The 18,518-nt window shown below is 59.9% G+C and carries 17 protein-coding genes; 9 read left to right on the forward strand and 8 right to left on the reverse strand.

Annotated elements, in window-relative coordinates; all coding sequences use genetic code 11:
• Window positions 1–29: 29 nt before the first annotated feature.
• Genes rfbD through rfbB form a run of 4 tightly spaced genes read right to left on the reverse strand, consistent with a single transcriptional unit; the run spans window position 30 to window position 3,407 of the window.
• The gene (gene rfbD / locus M5C56_RS25345) at window positions 30–914 is read right to left on the reverse strand and encodes a dTDP-4-dehydrorhamnose reductase (RefSeq protein WP_103495415.1); all 885 of its coding nucleotides are present in this window, start codon (window positions 912–914) and stop codon (window positions 30–32) included.
• Window positions 911–1,456 carry a dTDP-4-dehydrorhamnose 3,5-epimerase gene (rfbC, locus tag M5C56_RS25350; RefSeq protein WP_103495414.1) on the reverse strand — a complete coding sequence of 182 codons (546 nt, stop codon included), beginning with the start codon at window positions 1,454–1,456 and terminating at the stop codon, window positions 911–913. The genes rfbD and rfbC overlap by 4 nt, the downstream gene beginning before the upstream one ends.
• Entirely contained in the window at window positions 1,453–2,328 is an 876-nt protein-coding gene (gene rfbA, locus M5C56_RS25355) for a glucose-1-phosphate thymidylyltransferase RfbA (RefSeq protein WP_103495413.1), read from the reverse strand. The genes rfbC and rfbA overlap by 4 nt, the downstream gene beginning before the upstream one ends.
• Entirely contained in the window at window positions 2,325–3,407 is a 1,083-nt protein-coding gene (rfbB, locus tag M5C56_RS25360) for a dTDP-glucose 4,6-dehydratase (RefSeq protein WP_103495412.1), read from the reverse strand. Before rfbB ends, rfbA begins: the two co-directional genes overlap by 4 nt.
• A gap of 186 nt (window positions 3,408–3,593) precedes the next feature.
• On the opposite strand from rfbB, the gene M5C56_RS25365 reads away from it, so the two are divergent.
• The 8 genes from M5C56_RS25365 to M5C56_RS25400 all read left to right on the forward strand — a co-directional run bounded on the left by M5C56_RS25365 (window position 3,594) and on the right by M5C56_RS25400 (window position 14,976).
• Complete coding sequence (locus tag M5C56_RS25365) at window positions 3,594–6,506, forward strand: aminotransferase (RefSeq protein WP_103495411.1); 2,913 nt, start codon at window positions 3,594–3,596, stop codon at window positions 6,504–6,506.
• Between the two features lie 233 nt (window positions 6,507–6,739).
• Window positions 6,740–7,618, forward strand: a complete 879-nt coding sequence (gene aguB, locus M5C56_RS25370) for an N-carbamoylputrescine amidase (RefSeq protein WP_103495410.1) — start codon at window positions 6,740–6,742, stop codon at window positions 7,616–7,618.
• 5 nt (window positions 7,619–7,623) lie between these two features.
• A complete protein-coding gene (gene aguA / locus M5C56_RS25375) occupies window positions 7,624–8,730 on the forward strand; it encodes an agmatine deiminase (protein ID WP_103495409.1) in 1,107 nt (368 codons plus the stop codon).
• A 246-nt stretch (window positions 8,731–8,976) separates the two neighbouring features.
• Complete coding sequence (locus M5C56_RS25380) at window positions 8,977–9,177, forward strand: hypothetical protein (RefSeq protein WP_103495408.1); 201 nt, start codon at window positions 8,977–8,979, stop codon at window positions 9,175–9,177.
• A 195-nt stretch (window positions 9,178–9,372) separates the two neighbouring features.
• Entirely contained in the window at window positions 9,373–10,065 is a 693-nt protein-coding gene (locus tag M5C56_RS25385; RefSeq protein WP_103495407.1) for a DsbA family protein, read from the forward strand.
• A gap of 306 nt (window positions 10,066–10,371) precedes the next feature.
• The gene (locus M5C56_RS25390) at window positions 10,372–11,673 is read left to right on the forward strand and encodes an OprD family porin (protein ID WP_103495406.1); all 1,302 of its coding nucleotides are present in this window, start codon (window positions 10,372–10,374) and stop codon (window positions 11,671–11,673) included.
• 145 nt (window positions 11,674–11,818) lie between these two features.
• Window positions 11,819–12,721 carry an alpha/beta fold hydrolase gene (locus M5C56_RS25395; RefSeq protein WP_103495405.1) on the forward strand — a complete coding sequence of 301 codons (903 nt, stop codon included), beginning with the start codon at window positions 11,819–11,821 and terminating at the stop codon, window positions 12,719–12,721.
• A gap of 176 nt (window positions 12,722–12,897) precedes the next feature.
• A complete protein-coding gene (locus M5C56_RS25400; protein ID WP_103495404.1) occupies window positions 12,898–14,976 on the forward strand; it encodes a multicopper oxidase family protein in 2,079 nt (692 codons plus the stop codon).
• 211 nt (window positions 14,977–15,187) lie between these two features.
• Here the strand turns inward: M5C56_RS25400 and M5C56_RS25405 are convergent, their stop codons facing one another.
• From M5C56_RS25405 to M5C56_RS25415, 3 genes are read right to left on the reverse strand one after another with little or no spacing between them, the layout of a single operon-like run.
• Window positions 15,188–16,057 carry a nucleotidyl transferase AbiEii/AbiGii toxin family protein gene (locus tag M5C56_RS25405; RefSeq protein ID WP_248766934.1) on the reverse strand — a complete coding sequence of 290 codons (870 nt, stop codon included), beginning with the start codon at window positions 16,055–16,057 and terminating at the stop codon, window positions 15,188–15,190.
• On the reverse strand, window positions 16,045–17,100 hold the full coding sequence (locus tag M5C56_RS25410) for a type IV toxin-antitoxin system AbiEi family antitoxin (RefSeq protein WP_103495402.1): 1,056 nt from the start codon (window positions 17,098–17,100) through the stop codon (window positions 16,045–16,047). Before M5C56_RS25410 ends, M5C56_RS25405 begins: the two co-directional genes overlap by 13 nt.
• Before the next feature lie 14 nt (window positions 17,101–17,114).
• Window positions 17,115–17,384: a hypothetical protein gene (locus M5C56_RS25415; RefSeq protein WP_177104465.1), complete on the reverse strand. Its 270-nt coding sequence runs from the start codon at window positions 17,382–17,384 to the stop codon at window positions 17,115–17,117.
• Window positions 17,385–17,418: 34 nt separating this feature from the next.
• Here M5C56_RS25415 and M5C56_RS25420 point away from each other — a divergent pair, with 34 nt between their 5' ends.
• Complete coding sequence (locus M5C56_RS25420; RefSeq protein ID WP_247263353.1) at window positions 17,419–17,655, forward strand: hypothetical protein; 237 nt, start codon at window positions 17,419–17,421, stop codon at window positions 17,653–17,655.
• A 283-nt stretch (window positions 17,656–17,938) separates the two neighbouring features.
• On the opposite strand, the gene M5C56_RS25425 is transcribed toward M5C56_RS25420, so the two are convergent.
• Window positions 17,939–18,472 carry a hypothetical protein gene (locus M5C56_RS25425; RefSeq protein ID WP_247263354.1) on the reverse strand — a complete coding sequence of 178 codons (534 nt, stop codon included), beginning with the start codon at window positions 18,470–18,472 and terminating at the stop codon, window positions 17,939–17,941.
• Window positions 18,473–18,518 lie beyond the last annotated feature (46 nt).

Here is an 18,518-nt window from a genome sequence, read left to right on the forward strand (position 1 = left end):
TGCGCCGGTAGAGTCCGACGCATTATGTCTCAGCCCTGCTCTGCAAGACACTCGCGTAATGCAGTGTGCCAGTCGGGCTGGGCAACCTGCCATTCGCGCAACAGGCGGCTGCAATCCAGGCGCGAGTTCAGCGGCCGGCGGGCAGGCGTCGGGTAGGCGCTGGAGGGGATGGCTTCGATCAGGGCGCAGGGCTTGTTCAGGGCCAGCAGTTGCTCGCCGATGGCCTGGGCAAAACCGAACCAGGAGGTTTCACCGCTGGCGGTCAGGTGATAGGTGCCCCAGGCTCCGGCGTGGCCGGCCTGCCAGCGTTCGATCAGGGCCCGGGTGCTGTTGGCGATGGTGCCGGCCCAGGTCGGCGCGCCGATCTGGTCGGCGACGATGCGCAGCTCCGGCTTTTCCTGCAACAACCGTTGCATGGTCAACAGGAAATTGCGCCCGTGATTGGAGTAGACCCAACTGGTGCGCAGGATCAGGTGCTGGCCCCGGGCCGCGGCGATGGCCCGCTCGCCGGTCAGCTTGCTGTCGCCGTAGACGCTCAACGGGTGGGTCGGGTCGTCTTCGGTGTAGGGTTCTTCCTTGCTGCCGTCGAACACATAGTCGGTGGAATAATGGATCAGCGGCACGCCCAGGTGGGCGGCTTCCTGGGCGAAGATGCCCGGCGCCGTGGCGTTGATGGCGAATGCCAGGTCGGGTTCGCTTTCGGCCTGGTCGACGGCGGTGTAGGCCGCCGCGTTGATGATCAGGTCGGGGCGCAGGGCGCGGACCTGTTGGCGAATCTGCTCCGGGTGCGCCAGGTCGAGCTGGTCGCGGCCCAGGACAATCAGTTCGCCCAGATCGGCGAGCCGCTGTTGCAGTGCGCGGGAGACTTGGCCGTGCTGGCCGCTGATAAGGATTTTCAGGGCTGAAGTACTCATTCGAACAAGTCGGCCTCGTGCAGGGTTTTACCGTTCAGGTCCTTCGCCGACAGCTGGGGGACACCGGCGAACTCCCAGTCGATGGCCAGGCTTGGATCGTCCCAGCGAATGCAGCGTTCGGCGCTGGGGGTGTAGTAGTCGGTAGTCTTGTAGAGGAACTCGGCGGACTCGCTGAGGACCACGAAGCCGTGGGCGAACCCCTCGGGTATCCACAGTTGGCGGTTGTTTTCGGCGGACAGGCGCACCGCCACCCACTGGCCAAAATGGGCTGAGCTGCGGCGAATGTCCACGGCCACATCCAGTACTTCACCGGCAATCACCCGCACCAGCTTGCCCTGGGTGTTTTCCAACTGGTAATGCAGGCCGCGCAGGACCCCTTGCTGCGAGCGCGAGTGGTTGTCCTGGACGAACGAAACGTCGAGTCCCGTCGCGTCCTGGAACGCCCGGGCATTGAAGCTTTCATAGAAAAAACCGCGCTCGTCACCAAAGACCTTGGGTTCGAGAATCAGCACCCCTGGCAGGCGGGTCGGCGTTGCTTTCATCGGTGTTCTCCCGCGACGGTATACAGGTATTGCCCATAACCGGTCTTGCCGAAGTATTTGGCCCGCTCCAGCAGATACTCACGGTCGATCCAGCCGTTCTGGTAGGCGATCTCTTCCAGGCAAGCGACTTTCAGGCCCTGGCGATGCTCGATGGTCTGCACGTACTGCGAGGCTTCCAGCAGGCTGTCGTGGGTGCCGGTATCGAGCCAGGCAAAGCCGCGCCCGAAGCGTTCGACATGCAGATCGCCGCGCTTGAGGTAGGCGTTGTTGACGTCGGTGATTTCCAGCTCGCCGCGAGGCGAAGGCTTGACCGCCTTGGCCACCTTGATGACGTCGTTGTCATAGAAATACAGGCCGGTGACCGCATAGCTGGACTTCGGCTTGGCCGGTTTTTCCTCGATGGAAAGGGCACGACCTTCGCTGTCGAAATCGATCACACCGAAGCGTTCCGGGTCCTTGACCCAGTAGCCGAAGACCGTCGCACCGCTCGGCCGCCGCGCGGCGTGTTTCAACTGGTCGCCAAAATGCTGGCCGTGAAAGATGTTGTCGCCCAGGATCAGGCACACCGGATCGTCGCCGATAAAGTCTTCACCGATCAGGAACGCCTGGGCCAGACCGTCCGGGGACGGCTGTTCGGCATAGCTCAGGTGCACCCCGAACTGGCTGCCGTCGCCCAGCAGGTTGCGGTATTGCGGCAGGTCCTGGGGCGTGGAGATCACCAGGATTTCGCGGATGCCGGCCAGCATCAACACCGAGATCGGGTAGTAGATCATCGGTTTGTCGTAGATCGGTAGCAGTTGCTTGGAAACGCCGAGGGTAATCGGGTGCAGCCGGGTACCCGAGCCGCCCGCGAGGACAATGCCTTTCATCATGCCAAGAGTTCCTTATGGTCAAGCGCGCCGAGGCGCTCTCCTTGATAGCTACCATCCTGGACGCGACGGCACCATTCCAGGTTCTCCAGATACCACTGCACGGTCTTGCGCAGACCGCTTTCGAAGGTTTCCTCAGGGGTCCAGCCCAGCTCGCGCTCGATCTTGCCGGCGTCGATGGCATAGCGCAGGTCGTGGCCCGGGCGATCCTTGACGAAGGTGATCAGGTCGGCGAATTTTTCCACGCCGGCCGGGCGCGTCGGCGCCAGCTCTTCCAGCAGGCCGCAGATCCCGCGTACCACATCGATATTCTTCTGCTCGTTATGGCCGCCGATATTGTAGGTCTCGCCCACCACGCCGTCGGTCACTACCTTGAACAGGGCGCGGGCGTGGTCTTCGACATACAGCCAGTCGCGCACTTGCAGACCGTCGCCATATACCGGCAGCGGCTTGCCGGCCAGGGCGTTGAGGATCACCAGCGGGATCAGCTTTTCCGGGAAGTGGAACGGGCCGTAGTTGTTCGAGCAGTTGGTCAGCAGCACCGGCAGGCCGTAGGTGCGGTGCCAGGCGCGGACCAGGTGATCGGACGCCGCCTTGCTCGCGGAGTACGGCGAGCTGGGGGCGTACGGGGTGTTTTCGGTGAACAGGTCATCGACGCCGTGCAGGTCGCCATACACTTCGTCGGTGGAAATATGGTGGAAGCGGAACGCGCTTTTTTCGGGTTCGGGCAGTTTCGACCAGTAGCCACGGGCGGCTTCCAGCAGGCTGTAGGTGCCGACGATATTGGTCTGGATAAAGTCCGACGGGCCGTCGATGGAGCGGTCGACGTGGGATTCGGCTGCCAGGTGCATGATGGCATGGGGTTCGAAGCGCGCCAGCACCGCGCTGACGGTGGCCTGGTCGACGATATCGGCCTGGACGAACTCATAGCGGCTGTCCGTGGCGATGCTGCTCAGTGATTCCAGGTTGCCGGCGTAGGTGAGCTTGTCCAGGTTAAGGACCTCGTGCTCGGTATGGCGGATCAGGTGCCGGATCAGGGCCGAGCCAATAAAACCGGCACCGCCGGTGACTAGAATTCGCATATCGGTGTGCCTTCTTTCTTAAGCAGACTCAAGCTGGATGGAGCATAGCTTGTGGGTAGGCGTTCGGCGGTGCAAGTGCGATGGCGATGTATCCATTTTCAGACGGCTGACTTTAGTGCCGTACTTGCGTCTTGGCGGCACCAATGGCGATATAGGCAGCCAATAAAAACTTCAGGGAGTCGTTCCATGTTGCTCACCACGTTGATTCACCGCGCCAGCCTGCCCAGCCCGAATGTCTCGGCGCAGCAGGCGCTGAACCTGCTTGAGGAGCACTATGGCCTCTCTGGAACGCTGCAGGCACTGGGTAGCCAACAGGACGTCAATTACCGCGTCGACAGCGACCAAGGCCGTTTTGTCCTGAAAATCTGCCATGGCGACTACGCCACGCTGGAATTACAGGCCCAGCATGCCGGCCTGGCTCACCTGGAGGGCCGCGCCGGCTTGCGGGTGCCGCGGGTGATTGCCGCGCGCAACGGCCAGGACCTGCTGCCCCTGGTGCTGGACGGCCAGCCTGTGCACGTGCGATTGCTGGAGTATATCGAAGGCCAGTCGCTGACCCATCTCAAGCATCTGGGCCGTGACCTGGTGGTGGGCCTGGGGCAACTCTGCGGGCAAATGGACCTGGCCCTGGCCGACTTCCAGCACCCGGGCTTGACGCGCACCCTGCAATGGGATCCCCAGCATGCTGCCGCATTGATCGAGCACCTGCTGCCGGTGCTTAAGGATACGGATCAGCAAACGCGGGTTCGTGACGCCGCCGCACAGGCCCGGCACCGTCTGCAGCCTCTGGTCGAGGCCTTGCCGGTCCAGGCCATTCATCTGGATATCACTGACGACAACGTGGTCTGGCGCCGTGATGCCGAGCGCCACTGGCAACTGCAGGGCGTGATCGACTTCGGCGATCTGGTCCGGACCTGGCGCATCGCCGACCTGTCGGTGACCTGCGCGGCGCTGCTGCACCATGCCGAAGGCGATCCCTTTGTGATTCTGCCGGCTCTCCAGGCCTATCACGCGGTCAACCCATTGCAACGCGAAGAACTGCTCGCACTCTGGCCGTTGATCGTGGCGCGGGCGGCGGTGCTGGTGCTCAGCGGCGAACAGCAGGTCGGCATCGACCCGGGCAACACCTACAGTCGCGATAACCTGGCCCACGAGTGGGAAATCTTCCAGGTGGCGACCTCGGTGCCATTTGAACTGATGGAGGCCGCGATCCTGACGGCCGTCGAAGAGCGCCTGGCGCCGGTCGCCGGCGAGGGTTTCGCGCCCTTGCTGCCCGGGCTGGTGGGCCGCGAGTTCGCCTTGATCGACCTGGGTGTGCTCAGCCCGCATTTCGAGGCGGGAAACTGGGAGCAGAGCGGCATCGACGAACGCTTGCTGGCCGAGGCGGCTGCGGCCCATGGCCTGGCGGCCAGTCGCTACGGACAATATCGCCTGTCGCGCACCCGGCCCGACAGCGCCAGCGAGCCGGACACCTTTCCCTTGCATGTGGACTTGCAGGTACCGGGCGGCACCACCGTGGAGTCGCTATTTGCCGGGACCCTGCGGATCATGGCCGATGGCGCCCTGCTATTGGCCAGCGCGCAACTGAGCGTGCGGCTGTGGGGCGTGAAGGCGTCCCTCAGGTCCGGTGCCGCCGTGGTCAAGGGCCAGGTACTGGGCGAGGCCGGCGGTGCTCTGCGGGTGCAACTGTGCCGCCACGCCGATCTCACTCCACCGTTGTTTTGTACACCGTCGCGGGCCGCCGCCTGGCAGGCGTTGTGCCCGTCGCCGGCGACCTTGCTGGGACTGGCCTGCGATGCCGAGCCCGAGCTGGACTCGGCGGACCTGCTGGCCCGCCGGGACGCCAGCTTCGCCCGCACACAAAAGCACTACTATGTCGACCCGCCGCGCATCGAGCGCGGCTGGCGCAATCACCTGATCGACATGCAGGGCCGTTCCTACCTGGACATGCTCAACAACGTCGCCGTGCTGGGCCACGGTCATCCGCGCATGGCCGCCGAGGCGGCGCGGCAGTGGTCGCTGCTCAATACCAACTCGCGCTTCCACTACGCCGCCGTGACCGAGTTCTCCGAACGACTGCTGGCCCTGGCGCCGGACGCCATGGACCGGGTGTTCCTGGTCAACAGCGGCACCGAGGCCAACGACCTGGCGATTCGCCTGGCCTGGGCCTACAGCGGCGGACGCGACATGCTCAGCGTGCTGGAGGCCTACCACGGCTGGTCGGTGGCGGCGGATGCGGTGTCCACTTCCATCGCCGACAACCCCAAGGCCCTGAGCAGCCGCCCGGACTGGGTGCATCCGGTGACCGCACCCAACACCTATCGTGGGGCGTACCGCGGCAGCGCCAGTGCGCCGGACTACGTGCGCAGCGTGGAACACAACCTGGCCAGGCTGGCGGAAGAAAATCGCCAGTTGGCGGGCTTTATCTGCGAGCCGGTGTATGGCAATGCCGGCGGTATCTCGTTGCCGCCGGGTTACTTGCAGCAGGTCTATGCGCTGGTCCGGGCCCAGGGCGGCGTGTGTATCGCCGATGAGGTGCAGGTCGGCTACGGACGCATGGGCAAGTTCTTCTGGGGTTTCGAGGAGCAGGGCGTGGTGCCGGATATCATCACCATGGCCAAGGGCATGGGCAACGGCCAGCCCCTGGGCGCGGTGATCACCCGCCGGGAGATCGCCGAGGCGCTGGAGGCCGAGGGTTATTTCTTCTCGTCTTCCGGCGGCAGCCCGGTCAGTTGCCGGATCGGCATCGCCGTGCTCGACGTGATGGCCGAGGAAAAACTCTGGGAAAACGCCCAGGTGGTGGGCGACTATTTCAAGGAGCGCCTGGAGGCACTGATCGACCGCTATCCGCTGGTGGGCGCGGTGCACGGTTCCGGTTTCTACCTCGGCGCGGAGCTGATCCGCAACCGCGAAACCCTGGAGCCGGCGACCGAAGAGACCGCGCTGCTGTGCGATCGCCTGCGTGAACTGGGGATCTTCATGCAACCGACCGGCGACTACCTCAACATCCTCAAGATCAAGCCGCCGATGTGTACCAGTCGTCGTAGCGTGGATTTCTTTGTCGACATGCTGTCCAAGGTGCTCGACGAAGGCCTGTAAAAAGCATCGCCGGCTTGCCGGCGATAGCGATAGATCAGTCAACATAAATCTCGATTCTTATCGGTAAAAATAACATCCGATACATCTATTTTTAATTTTTTATCTTTAAAAGCCGATTTTTATCGGCTATAAAGTCGCCATCACCTTGGCCGGACCCATCACGCCCGGCTATTCTCAATCTGTCATCGGTCGATGCCTAGAATCGCCCACCGCATTCGCCCAGGAGATGATCCATGAGTCGTATCGTTACCGTTGCCGCCACCCAGATGGCCTGTTCCTGGGATCTCGAAGCCAATCTCGAAACCGCCGAGAAACTGGTGCGCGAAGCGGCCGCCAAAGGCGCGCAGATCATCCTGATCCAGGAACTGTTCGAAACCCCGTACTTCTGCCAGAAGCCGAACCCGGACTACCTGCAACTGGCGACCCCGGTGGAAGACAACATCGCCATCAAGCACTTCCAGAAGGTTGCCAAAGAACTGCAAGTGGTGCTGCCCATCAGCTTCTTCGAACTGGCCGGCCGTGCGCGCTTCAACAGCATCGCGATCATCGACGCCGATGGCAGCAACCTCGGGGTTTATCGAAAAAGCCATATCCCGGACGGCCCTGGCTACCACGAGAAGTACTACTTCAATCCGGGCGACACCGGTTTCAAAGTGTGGGACACCCGCTACGCGAAGATCGGCGTGGGCATCTGCTGGGACCAGTGGTTCCCCGAATGCGCCCGCAGCATGGCCCTGCAAGGCGCGGAAATCCTCTTCTACCCGACCGCCATCGGCAGCGAGCCGCACGACAAGAGCATCTCTTCGCGTGACCACTGGCAGCGCGTGCAACAAGGTCATGCCGGCGCCAACCTGATGCCGCTGATCGCCAGCAACCGCATCGGCAACGAAGAGCAGGACGGCTACGACATCACCTTCTACGGCTCCTCATTCATCGCCAATCAATTCGGCGAGAAGGTCGAAGAACTCAACGAAACCGAAGAAGGCATCCTGGTCCACCGCTTCGACCTTGATGAACTGGAACACATACGCAGTGCCTGGGGCTCGTTCCGCGACCGCCGACCGAACCTGTACGGCGCACTGAAAACCCTCGACGGATCCCTGGAGTCCTGATCGCCATGACCACTTTGAACAGCACACCACGCGCCGACGGCTTCCATATGCCCGCCGAATGGGCGCCACAAACCCAGGCCTGGATGATCTGGCCCGAGCGCCCGGACAACTGGCGCCTGGGCGGCAAGCCGGCGCAGGCCGCCCATGCCGCCGTGGCCCGGGCCATTGCGCGTTTCGAACCGGTAACGGTGGCGGTGTCCGCCGCTCAGTATGAAAACGCCCGGGCGCGTCTCGACGTGCCGAATATCCGTCTGGTGGAAATGTCCAGCGACGACGCCTGGGTCCGCGACAGCGGCCCGACCTTTGTCATCAACGACCAGGGTGAAGTGCGCGGCGTCAACTGGGGCTTCAATGCCTGGGGCGGCTTCGACGGCGGCCTCTATGCGCCGTGGAACCGCGACGAACAGGTAGCCGGCAAGATCCTCGAAATCGAGCGCTGCCCGCGTTACCAGACCGAAGGCTTCGTGCTCGAAGGCGGCTCGATCCATGTCGACGGCGAAGGCACGGTGATCACCACCGAGGAATGCCTGCTCAATCGCAACCGCAACCCGCACCTGACCCGCGAAGCCATCGAGCAGGTGCTTGCCGAGCACCTGGCGGTGGACAAGGTGATCTGGCTGCCGGACGGCTTGTTCAACGATGAAACCGACGGCCATGTGGACAACTTCTGCTGCTACGTGCGCCCGGGTGAGGTGTTACTGGCCTGGACCGACGATCCGCAAAACCCGAACTACCCACGCTGCCAGGCGGCCATGAAGGTGCTGGAAAGCAGCCGTGATGCCAAGGGTCGCCCCTTTACAGTGCACAAAATGCCGATTCCGGGGCCGCTGTATGCCACTGAAGAGGAGTGCGCCGGAGTGGACGCGGTGGCGGGCAGCCAGGAGCGTAACCCCTCGGTACGCCTGGCCGGCTCCTACGTGAACTTCCTGATCGTCAACGGCGGCATCATCGCGCCGAGCTTCGATGACCCGCAGGACAGCGTGGCCAAGGAAATCCTGCAGAACCTGTTCCCACAACACGAGGTGGTGATGGTGCCAGGGCGTGAGTTGTTACTGGGGGGCGGAAATATCCATTGCCTTACACAACAACAACCTGCGCCACACAAAGGTTGAGTGAAGTTGTAACAAAAGAGGCATTGCTACAAATGATGGCACTTTTCAATCACCGTTAAGCGACCCCCTGTCAAACCCGCAGCCCTTACAGACTGCGGGTTTTTTTTGGTTTTCCGACTGCTGAACTGGCACTTTGGCATAGCTCTTGTATCGGCTTGGTTTATATGACGGAGCGTTTTCTACAATTCAACGTTCTGTCATAAACCTTAAGTAAGTTAGCCGCTCATGAACCAGGAGAGCGCTGAGATGAACGTAGCCAGTGAGCGGGTTTCGCACCCTCTGTCGGTGACGAGCGAGTCGCTTCAAGTCCTGGCTCAGTGGTTGAAAAGCAATGGAACGCGTACCACCCGTGCTCAGGATCCTCGTCGGATGATTACCGACCGTTACCCCGCAGGCTTGTTCAGCGATGCTGAATTGGAGGTCTTGCTCGGGGTTTTACAGGGTTAAAAGGACTTTGCAGAAAAACGCCGCTGGCCGGAGCGATCCGGGCAGCGGCGTTTTTTTATGGCTGTTCCCTGGGGGGCGGGTCGGTTGATTCGACCGGTTTGCGCAATAAACCAGGAGTCATTCCGGCGTTTTTTGATGGGCCGCCAGCGACTAGTCTGGAGGTATCGAACTCATTGATACCTTCGGGAGATCTCCATGGCTGCCACGAGCGTCCTTCACTACATCTACGATCCCTTGTGCGGCTGGTGCTACGGCGCCAAACCGCTGATCCAGGCCGCCAGTCAGGTGTTGCCCGTGGCCTTGCATGGCGGCGGCATGATGGCCGGTAACAACCGCCAGTTCGTCTCCTCTAACCTGCGCGACTACGTCATGCCCCACGACCGGCGGATTGCCGAGTACACCGGCCAACCGTTTGGCCAGGGCTATTTCGAGGGGTTGCTGCGTGACTCGTCGGCGATCTTCGATTCCACGCCGCCGACCCGTGCAGTCCTCGCGGCTGAACAACTGCAAGGGCGCGGGCTGGAGATGCTGGGCCGCCAGCAGACCGCGCACTACGTCGAGGGGCAGCGCCTGGCCGATGTGGAGGTCCTGCTGGCGTTGGCCGCCGAACTGGGCTTTGAAGCGCAAGCGTTCAAGGCCGCTTTCGAGCGGAACAGCGATGCGGTGGCGGTGGAACATTTCAAGCAAAGCCGTGCCTTGTTGTCCCGGGTCGGCGGCCAGGGTTTTCCGACCCTGGCGCTGGAGCAGGAGGGGCGTTTCAGCCTGATCGATATCGGTCCTTACCTGGGCAAACCCGACGCCTTCGTCGCCTGGCTCAGTCAATCGCTGGCGCCCGCCACCCCGGCCGCCACGGGGCCATCCTGTGGCCTGGAGGGGTGTTCGTCCTGAAACAGGCGAGGTCATGAGGGGAAAGCGACGTCGCCCGGAGATAAAGGACGGTCGGTGGCGGATATGCCTTTTTTCGAGGTTGTCTCGCTAATCCCTTCTATTCTCGGGTGTTTCACGAAATTGACACAATACTCGTGTCGCGGATAGGATTCGCCCTACGCCTGTGGCTATACGCCATACACTTAAAATAATAAAAGGCCCGCTGCATTCATTGCAGGCGGGTCTTTTTGTTTTTGCGTGAAGCATCAACACAACATTTCAGCTCGAAGCCGCAGGGCGTTTCATCCAGAGATTAAGGAATAAAACATGTTGAACAAACGGATCGGTCTGCTCGCATTGGGCATCCTCGGCGCTACCCAGGCCATGGCCAGTGATCAATCGGACTCCAAGGGTTTCGTTGACGACAGCCACCTGAATGTCCTGCTGCGTAACGCCTACATCAACCGCGATTACAAAAGCGGCGCCGACGACAAGATCGAATGGGGCCAAGCGGCTATCGCTACCTTCAAGTCCGGCTTCACCCAAGGCACCGTAGGTGTGGGTGTTGATGCTTTCGGCCAGTACGCTGTGCGTCTGGACGGCGGTCGCGGTGAGACCGGTGCGCAAGGTATCGACTTCTTCAAGCAGGACAACAACCGCAACCCGGCCAAAGACCTGGCTCAGGGCGGCGCCGCGGTGAAATTCCGCCTGTCCAACACCGTACTGACCTACGGTGACCAGATGCCGGCTCTGCCGCTGCTGAACTACGACAACTCCCGTCTGCTGTCGGAAAGCTACACCGGTACCTTGATCACCTCCAAGGAGATCAAAGGCCTGGAACTGAACGCCGGTCACTTCACCGCCGAATCGCGCAAGAGCGCCGAAGGCCGTGACAGCGGTGGCCTGAAAGGCATCGACATCCTGGGTGGTAGCTACCAGTTCACCGATCAGTTCAAGGCAGCCTTGTACGCTTCCGACGTCGACGAAGTGCTGAAGAAGCAGTACCTGAACCTGAACTACGTGTTCCCGATTGCGTCCGACCAGTCCCTGACCCTGGACTTCAACGGCTACCGTACCCAGCTGGACCGTGGCTATGCAGCGGACCAAGGTGCTCAAGGTCGTGACAACAAGATCTGGAGCCTGGCGGCCACCTACGCCCTGGGTGCTCACTCTTTCACCATCGCACATCAGAGCAGCACCGGCTCCAGCCTGCTGGGCTACCCGTACGGCGGTTACCAGCAAGGTCAGGGTCGCGTTGGCGACGGTGGCAACACCATCAACCTGGCGAACTCCTACTGGTCGGACTTCAACGCTGCTGACGAGCGTTCCTGGCAGGTGGGCTACGGTCTGGACTTCGCCACCCTTGGCGTTCCTGGCCTGACCTACAACGTGGCTTACGTCCGTGGTGACAACATCACCAGCGTCAACAGCGCCGGTACTGTCTTCACTGGCGGCAACGAGCGTGAGTTCTTCAACCAGATCAAGTACGTGGTCCAGAGCGGCCCGGCCAAAGACCTGAGCGTGAAGCTGCGTAGCTCGATTCTGCGTGTGTCGGAACAATCGCGCGACTACAACGTTGGCGGTAACGAAGTACGTGTGTTCGTCGACTACCCGATCAACGTGTTCTGATCGAGCGACATGGCTGTAGCGACCTGATCCCAGGTTGAAAAAAACGCCCCGACTGGTTCGGGGCGTTTTTGTTTGTGCGCGCGCTTGCGAGTAATCTGTCGGCTTTGTGAGCCAATGCATTCCTTGCAAGCGAGACCCGGGCGCCATGACCCTCAGAACCTTTATCGCCCGTCGCCGCTGGTTGTCCCTGGGGTTGCTGGCGGTTTTTCTTGCCGTCGGGCTGCCTTATGGGTGTTCGCGGCTGGCTTATAAAGAGCGCGAACTGCTGTTCAATGTCCAGCCAGGCACGGCGAGCTGGTTCAGCGGCGTACCGGCGGGGGTCAGGGAGCTGCGGATTCCCATCAGCGACGGGCTGGCCGGTTCCGACTATCTGCATGCCTGGTGGTGGCCGTCGAGCCGGGCGAATGCGCCGGCCATCCTCTACCTGCACGGCACCCGTTGGAACCTGACGGCGCAGGTCGGGCGGATCACCCAATTGCGCGACCTGGGTTTCTCGGTGCTGGCCATCGACTATCGCGGTTTCGGCGACAGCCCCGGCAGCCTGCCTTCCGAGCGCAGCGTCTACCAGGACGCGGACAATGCCTGGAAGCGCCTGGTGCAACTGCAACCCGATGTCCACAAACGTTATATCTACGGCCACTCCCTGGGTGGCGCGGTGGCGGTGGACCTCGCCGAACGTCTGGCCGGCGACAAGGCGGCGCCCAAGGCCACGGGCTTGATCATCGAGTCGACCTTTACCGACCTGGGCGATGCGGCCCGGGCGGCGATCCCGACCTCGCTGCCGGTCAGCTGGATTCTCTCGGAGAAATTCGACTCCATCGACAAGATCAACCAGATCGATATCCCGGTGCTGATCGTCCATGGCACCGACGATCCCTATGTCCCCTCGCGCTTCAGCCAGGCCCTGTATGAAGCTGCCGTGCAGCCCAAACAATTGCTGCTGATAAAGGGCGGTAACCATATCAACAGCATGACCCTTGGCAGCCGCGAATATGCCAAGGCCTTGCGGCAGGCATTCGAAGGTTTTGCGTCGCCCGTGGCGCGATAACGTTTCGGGCAAAAAAAACGCGCAAACCCCAATAGACATTGCGTTCCGTGGATAAGGTACTAGCTTTATGCCTGCACGGATTGCAGCTGTTGGATGCTTATGCCATTGCGCCTGCTCCCCGCCTCTTTCCTGTGCCAAAACCACGAAGTTCACGGTTGCTCCGCAGGAGAAACACCATGACAGGAATGCGCAAGGACAGGCCCCTTTATCCGTACGCTCTGGGGCTGCTGGCCCTGGGAGTGATGGGGGCCGCCACCACGGCACAGGCAGTGGAAGCCTCCCGGCTGTTCAACAACCCGCCGACCCTGGAGCAGCAGGCACCGACGGCCAAGGTGGTGGAGGGCACGTTGATGCTCAAGTCCACTCCCACGCCCTTGGCACCCCAACCCCATGTCGGGCGTGAGCGGCAGTTGGACCTGATCATCAAGTACACCAAGAACGAGATATTCGATCCGGCCACGGGCGCGCAAGTGCCGGTGATGTTGCGTAGCTACGTCGGCACCGGTGTCGACCCCAAGGCACCCTTTATCGCCCCCACCATCGACGTGACGCCGGGCGACACCGTCCGCATCAGCCTCAACAACCAGTTGCCCCCCGACCCCAGCTGCACCGCCCACGACAGCAGGCCGGACGTGCCGCACTGCTTCAACGGCACCAACCTGCATTCCCACGGGTTGTGGGTCAGCCCCACCGGTAACAGCGACAACGTGCTGCTGTCGATCAACCCCGGGGTCAGCTTCCAGTACGAATACAACATCCCGGCCGACCACCCGGCGGGCACCTTCTGGTATCACCCGCATCGCCATGGTTCCACCGCGATCCAGGTCGCCAGCGGCATGGCCGGTGCGCTGATCATCCACGGCGATCGCAAGCCGACGGCCGACACCAACGGCGATATCGACACCCTGCTCAAGGGCGCTGATGGCAAGTCTTTCAAGGAACGCTTGCTGGTGTTCCAGCAAATCCCCTATGCATGCCGGGACACGGCCGACAAATTCCGCTACAAGCCGGTGAGGGACAAGGACGGCAATATCGTCAAGGACAAGGATGGCAAGGACAAGATGACCCTGGACTGGACCTGCAAACCGGGCGAGGTGGGGGTTGTCGAGTCGTTCGACCAGTTGCAGCCTTCCAGTTGGCCCGACTCGGGGCGCTACACCAGCGTCAACGGCCTGGTCCAGCCGATCTTCGACGATGCACGGCCCGGTGAGGTAGAACGCTGGCGCCTGGTCCACGCGGGGATTCGCGACACCATCCGGCCGCTGTTCCGCAAACTCAAGGACAGCGCCAAGCCGGCCAGTGACAAGGGCATCGCGGCCCTGGCGTCGGCCAATTTTATCGAAGAGCAATGCACCGGCCAGCCGGTCGAATACCAGGTGATCGCCTCCGACGGCCTGACCATGGAACAGGCCCAGAGCCGTCAGGTCATCACCCTGCAGCCGGGGTATCGCAACGATCTGCTGATCGTCTTTCCCGAGCCTGGGCGTTACTGCGTGACGGATGAACCTTCCACGGCTTCAGGCGGGGTCAGCCAGCAGGCCAACGGTCGTCAATTGCTCGGCTTTGTCGATGTGGGCGCGGGTCCGAAAGTGGCGAACACCAAGGCCCGCTTGACTGAGGAACTGTTGGCGGCGGCGGAACGCAACATGCCGGCGGACATCAAGGCCACCGTGGTAGCGGATCTGAAAAAGGACCTGCGCTTTGACAAGTTCATTCCGCACCCGAGCATTGTCGACAGCGAAATCAAGGGTGAACAGAAACTGGTGTTCCTGATCGATTTCAAGGATCCGGACCACACCAAGTTCGCCGTGGGCACTACGGCGGAAAATGCCGTGCCTTATCAGCCGGGGGTGATCGATCGTCATCTGAAACTGGGGGATGCGCAAACCTGGATCCTGCAATCGGCGTTTGCCAGTCATCCGTTCCATATTCATGTGAACCCGTTCCAGATCGAGAAAATCATTGGCCCGGATGGCGTGGATCTCAGTGAGCCGGGTGCGGTGGACAAGACGGACAAGAACGACGCGCAATATGCCGGTATGAAAGGGGTGTGGAAAGACACGCTGTTCGTCAAAGGCAAGACGGATGGCAGCGGGATGTACACCTTGTATGTGCGGACTCGGTACCAGCGCTATATCGGTGAGTTCGTGCTGCATTGCCACATTCTTGATCATGAGGATCAGGGGATGATGCAGAACGTGAGCATCGAGCTGCCGGATGGGGTGGGGGGGACTACGATGGGGGCGCATCACTGAGGCGAAAGAGCTCGGCCTTTTCTGATGGCTAAGGTATGAAATCGGCCCTGCTTACGGTTGTGTGAGGAGGGCCGTGTCATTTGGGGCTTGGAAATATGTGAAATTATGCTGGAAAACATAATTATGGTTTTTCACATAATTTGGCATAACCGGACCTCCGGAATGCGGATGGTGTCTTGGTTTCAGGATCAGTTGAATGACCCAGGCAGCCTCATTTTCTCAAGTCCAGTTCACGTAGAAGTGCATCCACCTGCCCGAATGCATCCTGTTGCCATTGATCCGCTGTTCGCTCACCCAGGATCTGCGTGTCCTCGACAAACCGGCGCACGGAGGTGGGCCCATAGCCTTCGACCACATCAAATTTATCGGCGATGTATCGGAACCCCTGCTCACCACTGTCCCGTTCCAGCACCGGGCGGCATTCGCGAGCGAGTGCTTCAATGCCGTCAGGGTAGTTTCGAACGCAATAGTAGATGTCGTAGGCATCTTTCTGTTTGTGTCGGCCGGCCAGCGCATAGCCCTTCATCGCCAGCAAGGCGGGAATGGAGCACACCGCGATTTCTACGCGGTTTTTACCGCCCGTTGGCATGGGGCCTTCAATAGCCACCATTTGGTAGAAACGCATTGCCAGGTCAGCACCATCGGCACGCTGTACCGCGAAGTCACTCAGGATCGGCGGCACGTTGCGAATGATCTCGGCATCGCGGGGCATTAGAAAGTCTACGATCACGTCGATGGGAGCATCGCCCTCCTGCACGGTGATCTGGCGGCTCAGTTGAAAGCGTCTCAGCTCGCCACGTTGCTGATAGCCATGTCCCATCAGAGTACCGATCAATGTCGCGTACTCCCCATCACCCAGCGCCTCGGCATCCAGGCTCAGATCAATATCCAGTGTTCCCACATGCTGCATATCCTCATTGGCGAGCAGCAGCCAAGGGACGGCGCCGCCGATGACCGCGAACTTGCCGCGGAAGCTGCCAAGGATCTGGCCGATCTCCACCAGCACGGTCTTGACTGCGTTGGTGGTCCGATCATCGTAGTCGGCCGTAGATTGCGGCTCTTTTGGTATCACTGGCTCCATCTGAATTTTTCCTGTCGTAGGTAATGGGCGGCTTCTTGTCCGCGCTCCCCTGCGATGGAAAGATCCAGATAGGTTTGGATGGGGTCGGTGCACAGGACACCGGGGGAGGGCTCAACCGTATCGAAGAGTAGGGCTTTATCCTTCGGCAAGGTAATGACGATATTGTCTCCTTTGGTAACTGGAGTCAGCTGTAGCGCCTCTTTCAGCACCTCCAGCCCTTGGTGATCGGCGTAAAAATGCAATGTGCCAACCCGGGCGTAAGGGGCGATCCAGTTCGAGGCGGAGAACGAAGAAAAACAGCCATGGCCCTTTAAATCCTGATTGAACGCGCGGCGTGCTGCGTCCTCTAGAAGGGAGCCATGCAAGGGGCTATAAAAGCGCTTTCGCTCGCCAAGTGGGGCTTCGTAGCCTGAGCTCCAGGCGTCCAGCAACTCGTCGGGGGCAGATAGATACAGGCCAGCGCTCGTGGTCCGTGCCCATTCCCGATCCAGCAGGGCGGTTCGTACATTGCTGACGTGTCCCAAGCTCACGCCGGTAGCTTCGACCAGCTCAGTGACTCGCCATGCTTTCTCTGGTTCACGCAGCATGGCGCGCAGCAGTCGTGCCGATTTAGGCTTGAACAAGGATTTGAGCGCTCGGTGCTCGGTGGTTGGCTTGTCGGTGACCTGGCGTTCGATAAAGACCCCATCGAACGCTATCCAGGCATTACCTTGCAGGTCGAGGAATCCCACCTGTTTATCACGGCACATTGCTCTGGCCGCAGGTGACAGGTAGGGGGCTACAAGTACCGGGATGGAGTTTTTTTTGTAGGCGACATGTTCATGCAATTGCAGAAGGGCGTTGCGTACGTGTCGCGGCTGTCCGTTGGGCAGCACCTTGCAGACCAACGTATGTGCCGTTTTCGCCGTTTTGATGTGAGCGAGCAGATCGGCAGCGTCGGTCGCCTCGGCAACGTTCTGCTCCAGGCTTTCGATCTCGATGATCGATACCTGGCTCAGAAGCTGGTGCAAGGCTTCGCGGGCTTGAGTGATCATCTTTTTCATAGAAAACCCATATTTCAGCGTTTGCTGAAATTAGTTAGTTTAGTGAAATAAGTCAAAATTTCACCAATTCTGCCTATTTCAACGTTTGCTGAAATGGCGCGGTTTTCATGGGGCACGCTGGGCATGCAGCGTTGCCAGCTACCCATACACATTCGGCTGCGGTAAGCGGGTATGACAATGAACTGCGTTGGCGTGAGCTCGAAACGGCGGAACTCAATGGCGACGAGATCAGCCTGCATACCAATCCCGTCGAGCGGGCATTGTTCTGGGGCTCGTTCAAGCATGAAGTGCAATCTATATCAGCAGTCACCGCTTTTGATGGCTGCTGAGTTTCCCAATACAGGAGTCCCCGTGATGGTAGTCGCCGAGAAAGCCAGTCAGTCCCTGTCCACTTGGATAGACGAAGAAGAGCTCCGTCGGATGACCTACGAAGCTTTGGCCGATGTTGATGCCGGTCGTTTTATTGAGCACCAGACGGTCCAGACCTGGGTCAGCGGTCTCAGTATCGATATCCGCAACTGCGGGCCTTACAATGGCGTACTCCCTTCAAGGTGATCTGTGAAACCTGGACTCAAATCCAGACCGTTTCACAATTAATCCTCACCCTCTCATTTCGGGACCGCACACCTAGGTGCTTTCCGTGCTGGGGATGTAGCATTCGGGGGAGGTGACGTGAGAAATAGGATCTGCGCTTAGGCAAGCATCGCCGCCAGAAATAAATCTCTTCTCTTTGACTGGTATTGTTGGATTTTATTGTTGCTCGAGTTTAGCGGAAATGCTCGACTCGTTTGAGTTTTGGTGTGGGCGAGGTAGCTTGGTTGAGTTGAGAGTAAGTTTGCTATTGTTTTTGTGTGTTTTTTGTAAATAGGTTGTTCCACTCCTGGATCAGGAATATGTCGTGATAATTTCTCTCGCATAAAGATTGAAGCGTGTTGAGCTTTTCTTGGTCTTTTTCAGACAGGTTTGTGATTTCAACAGTGGGGCATTTGTCTCTTTTTTCTAGCGCGGGGGTTAGAAGTTTGTTTGAGTTCAGCATTCTAAATGCAGGGGCGCTCAATTGGTCACCGGCCTTTGAGGTGAAGTGAATCGGGGCACTGACGTCAATGATTTCGACAGCCCACTTCCTAATATCATCATCTCCGCCCGTGCGGGGTTCTTGTAGGATTTTTAGAGCCATTTGGACGTAATCCTTACGTATTCCGGTTTCTGAAATAGAGCGCTGTGCACTCCAGCCAGCAACTGCAATTATTAAGGGTATTACTATTAAGGCAAAGGTTTGTGCTAGCTTATAACTCTTGTCAAGTGCTGATTCGGAAAGCGCTTTTTTTAATGGGTTTTTATAATTTCTTTTTAGGGGGTCGTGGTTTTGCAACGGTATGTTCCTTTTTGTAGGAAGCTAATATTTTTTGCCTTTGCCG

This window comes from Pseudomonas sp. MWU13-2862 (genome assembly GCF_023242495.1).
In the GTDB taxonomy this organism is placed as follows: Bacteria; Pseudomonadota; Gammaproteobacteria; order Pseudomonadales; family Pseudomonadaceae; genus Aquipseudomonas; species Aquipseudomonas gingeri_D.

Coding starts and splice junctions, on each gene's coding strand:
- rfbD (WP_103495415.1), bottom strand. CDS start 914: ATGAGTACTTCAGCCCTGAAAATCCTTATCAGCGGCCAGCACGGCCAA.
- rfbC (WP_103495414.1), bottom strand. CDS start 1,456: ATGAAAGCAACGCCGACCCGCCTGCCAGGGGTGCTGATTCTCGAACCC.
- rfbA (WP_103495413.1), bottom strand. CDS start 2,328: ATGATGAAAGGCATTGTCCTCGCGGGCGGCTCGGGTACCCGGCTGCAC.
- rfbB (WP_103495412.1), bottom strand. CDS start 3,407: ATGCGAATTCTAGTCACCGGCGGTGCCGGTTTTATTGGCTCGGCCCTG.
- M5C56_RS25365 (WP_103495411.1), top strand. CDS start 3,594: ATGTTGCTCACCACGTTGATTCACCGCGCCAGCCTGCCCAGCCCGAAT.
- aguB (WP_103495410.1), top strand. CDS start 6,740: ATGAGTCGTATCGTTACCGTTGCCGCCACCCAGATGGCCTGTTCCTGG.
- aguA (WP_103495409.1), top strand. CDS start 7,624: ATGACCACTTTGAACAGCACACCACGCGCCGACGGCTTCCATATGCCC.
- M5C56_RS25380 (WP_103495408.1), top strand. CDS start 8,977: ATGAACGTAGCCAGTGAGCGGGTTTCGCACCCTCTGTCGGTGACGAGC.
- M5C56_RS25385 (WP_103495407.1), top strand. CDS start 9,373: ATGGCTGCCACGAGCGTCCTTCACTACATCTACGATCCCTTGTGCGGC.
- M5C56_RS25390 (WP_103495406.1), top strand. CDS start 10,372: ATGTTGAACAAACGGATCGGTCTGCTCGCATTGGGCATCCTCGGCGCT.
- M5C56_RS25395 (WP_103495405.1), top strand. CDS start 11,819: ATGACCCTCAGAACCTTTATCGCCCGTCGCCGCTGGTTGTCCCTGGGG.
- M5C56_RS25400 (WP_103495404.1), top strand. CDS start 12,898: ATGACAGGAATGCGCAAGGACAGGCCCCTTTATCCGTACGCTCTGGGG.
- M5C56_RS25405 (WP_248766934.1), bottom strand. CDS start 16,057: ATGGAGCCAGTGATACCAAAAGAGCCGCAATCTACGGCCGACTACGAT.
- M5C56_RS25410 (WP_103495402.1), bottom strand. CDS start 17,100: ATGAAAAAGATGATCACTCAAGCCCGCGAAGCCTTGCACCAGCTTCTG.
- M5C56_RS25415 (WP_177104465.1), bottom strand. CDS start 17,384: ATGCTTGAACGAGCCCCAGAACAATGCCCGCTCGACGGGATTGGTATG.
- M5C56_RS25420 (WP_247263353.1), top strand. CDS start 17,419: ATGGCTGCTGAGTTTCCCAATACAGGAGTCCCCGTGATGGTAGTCGCC.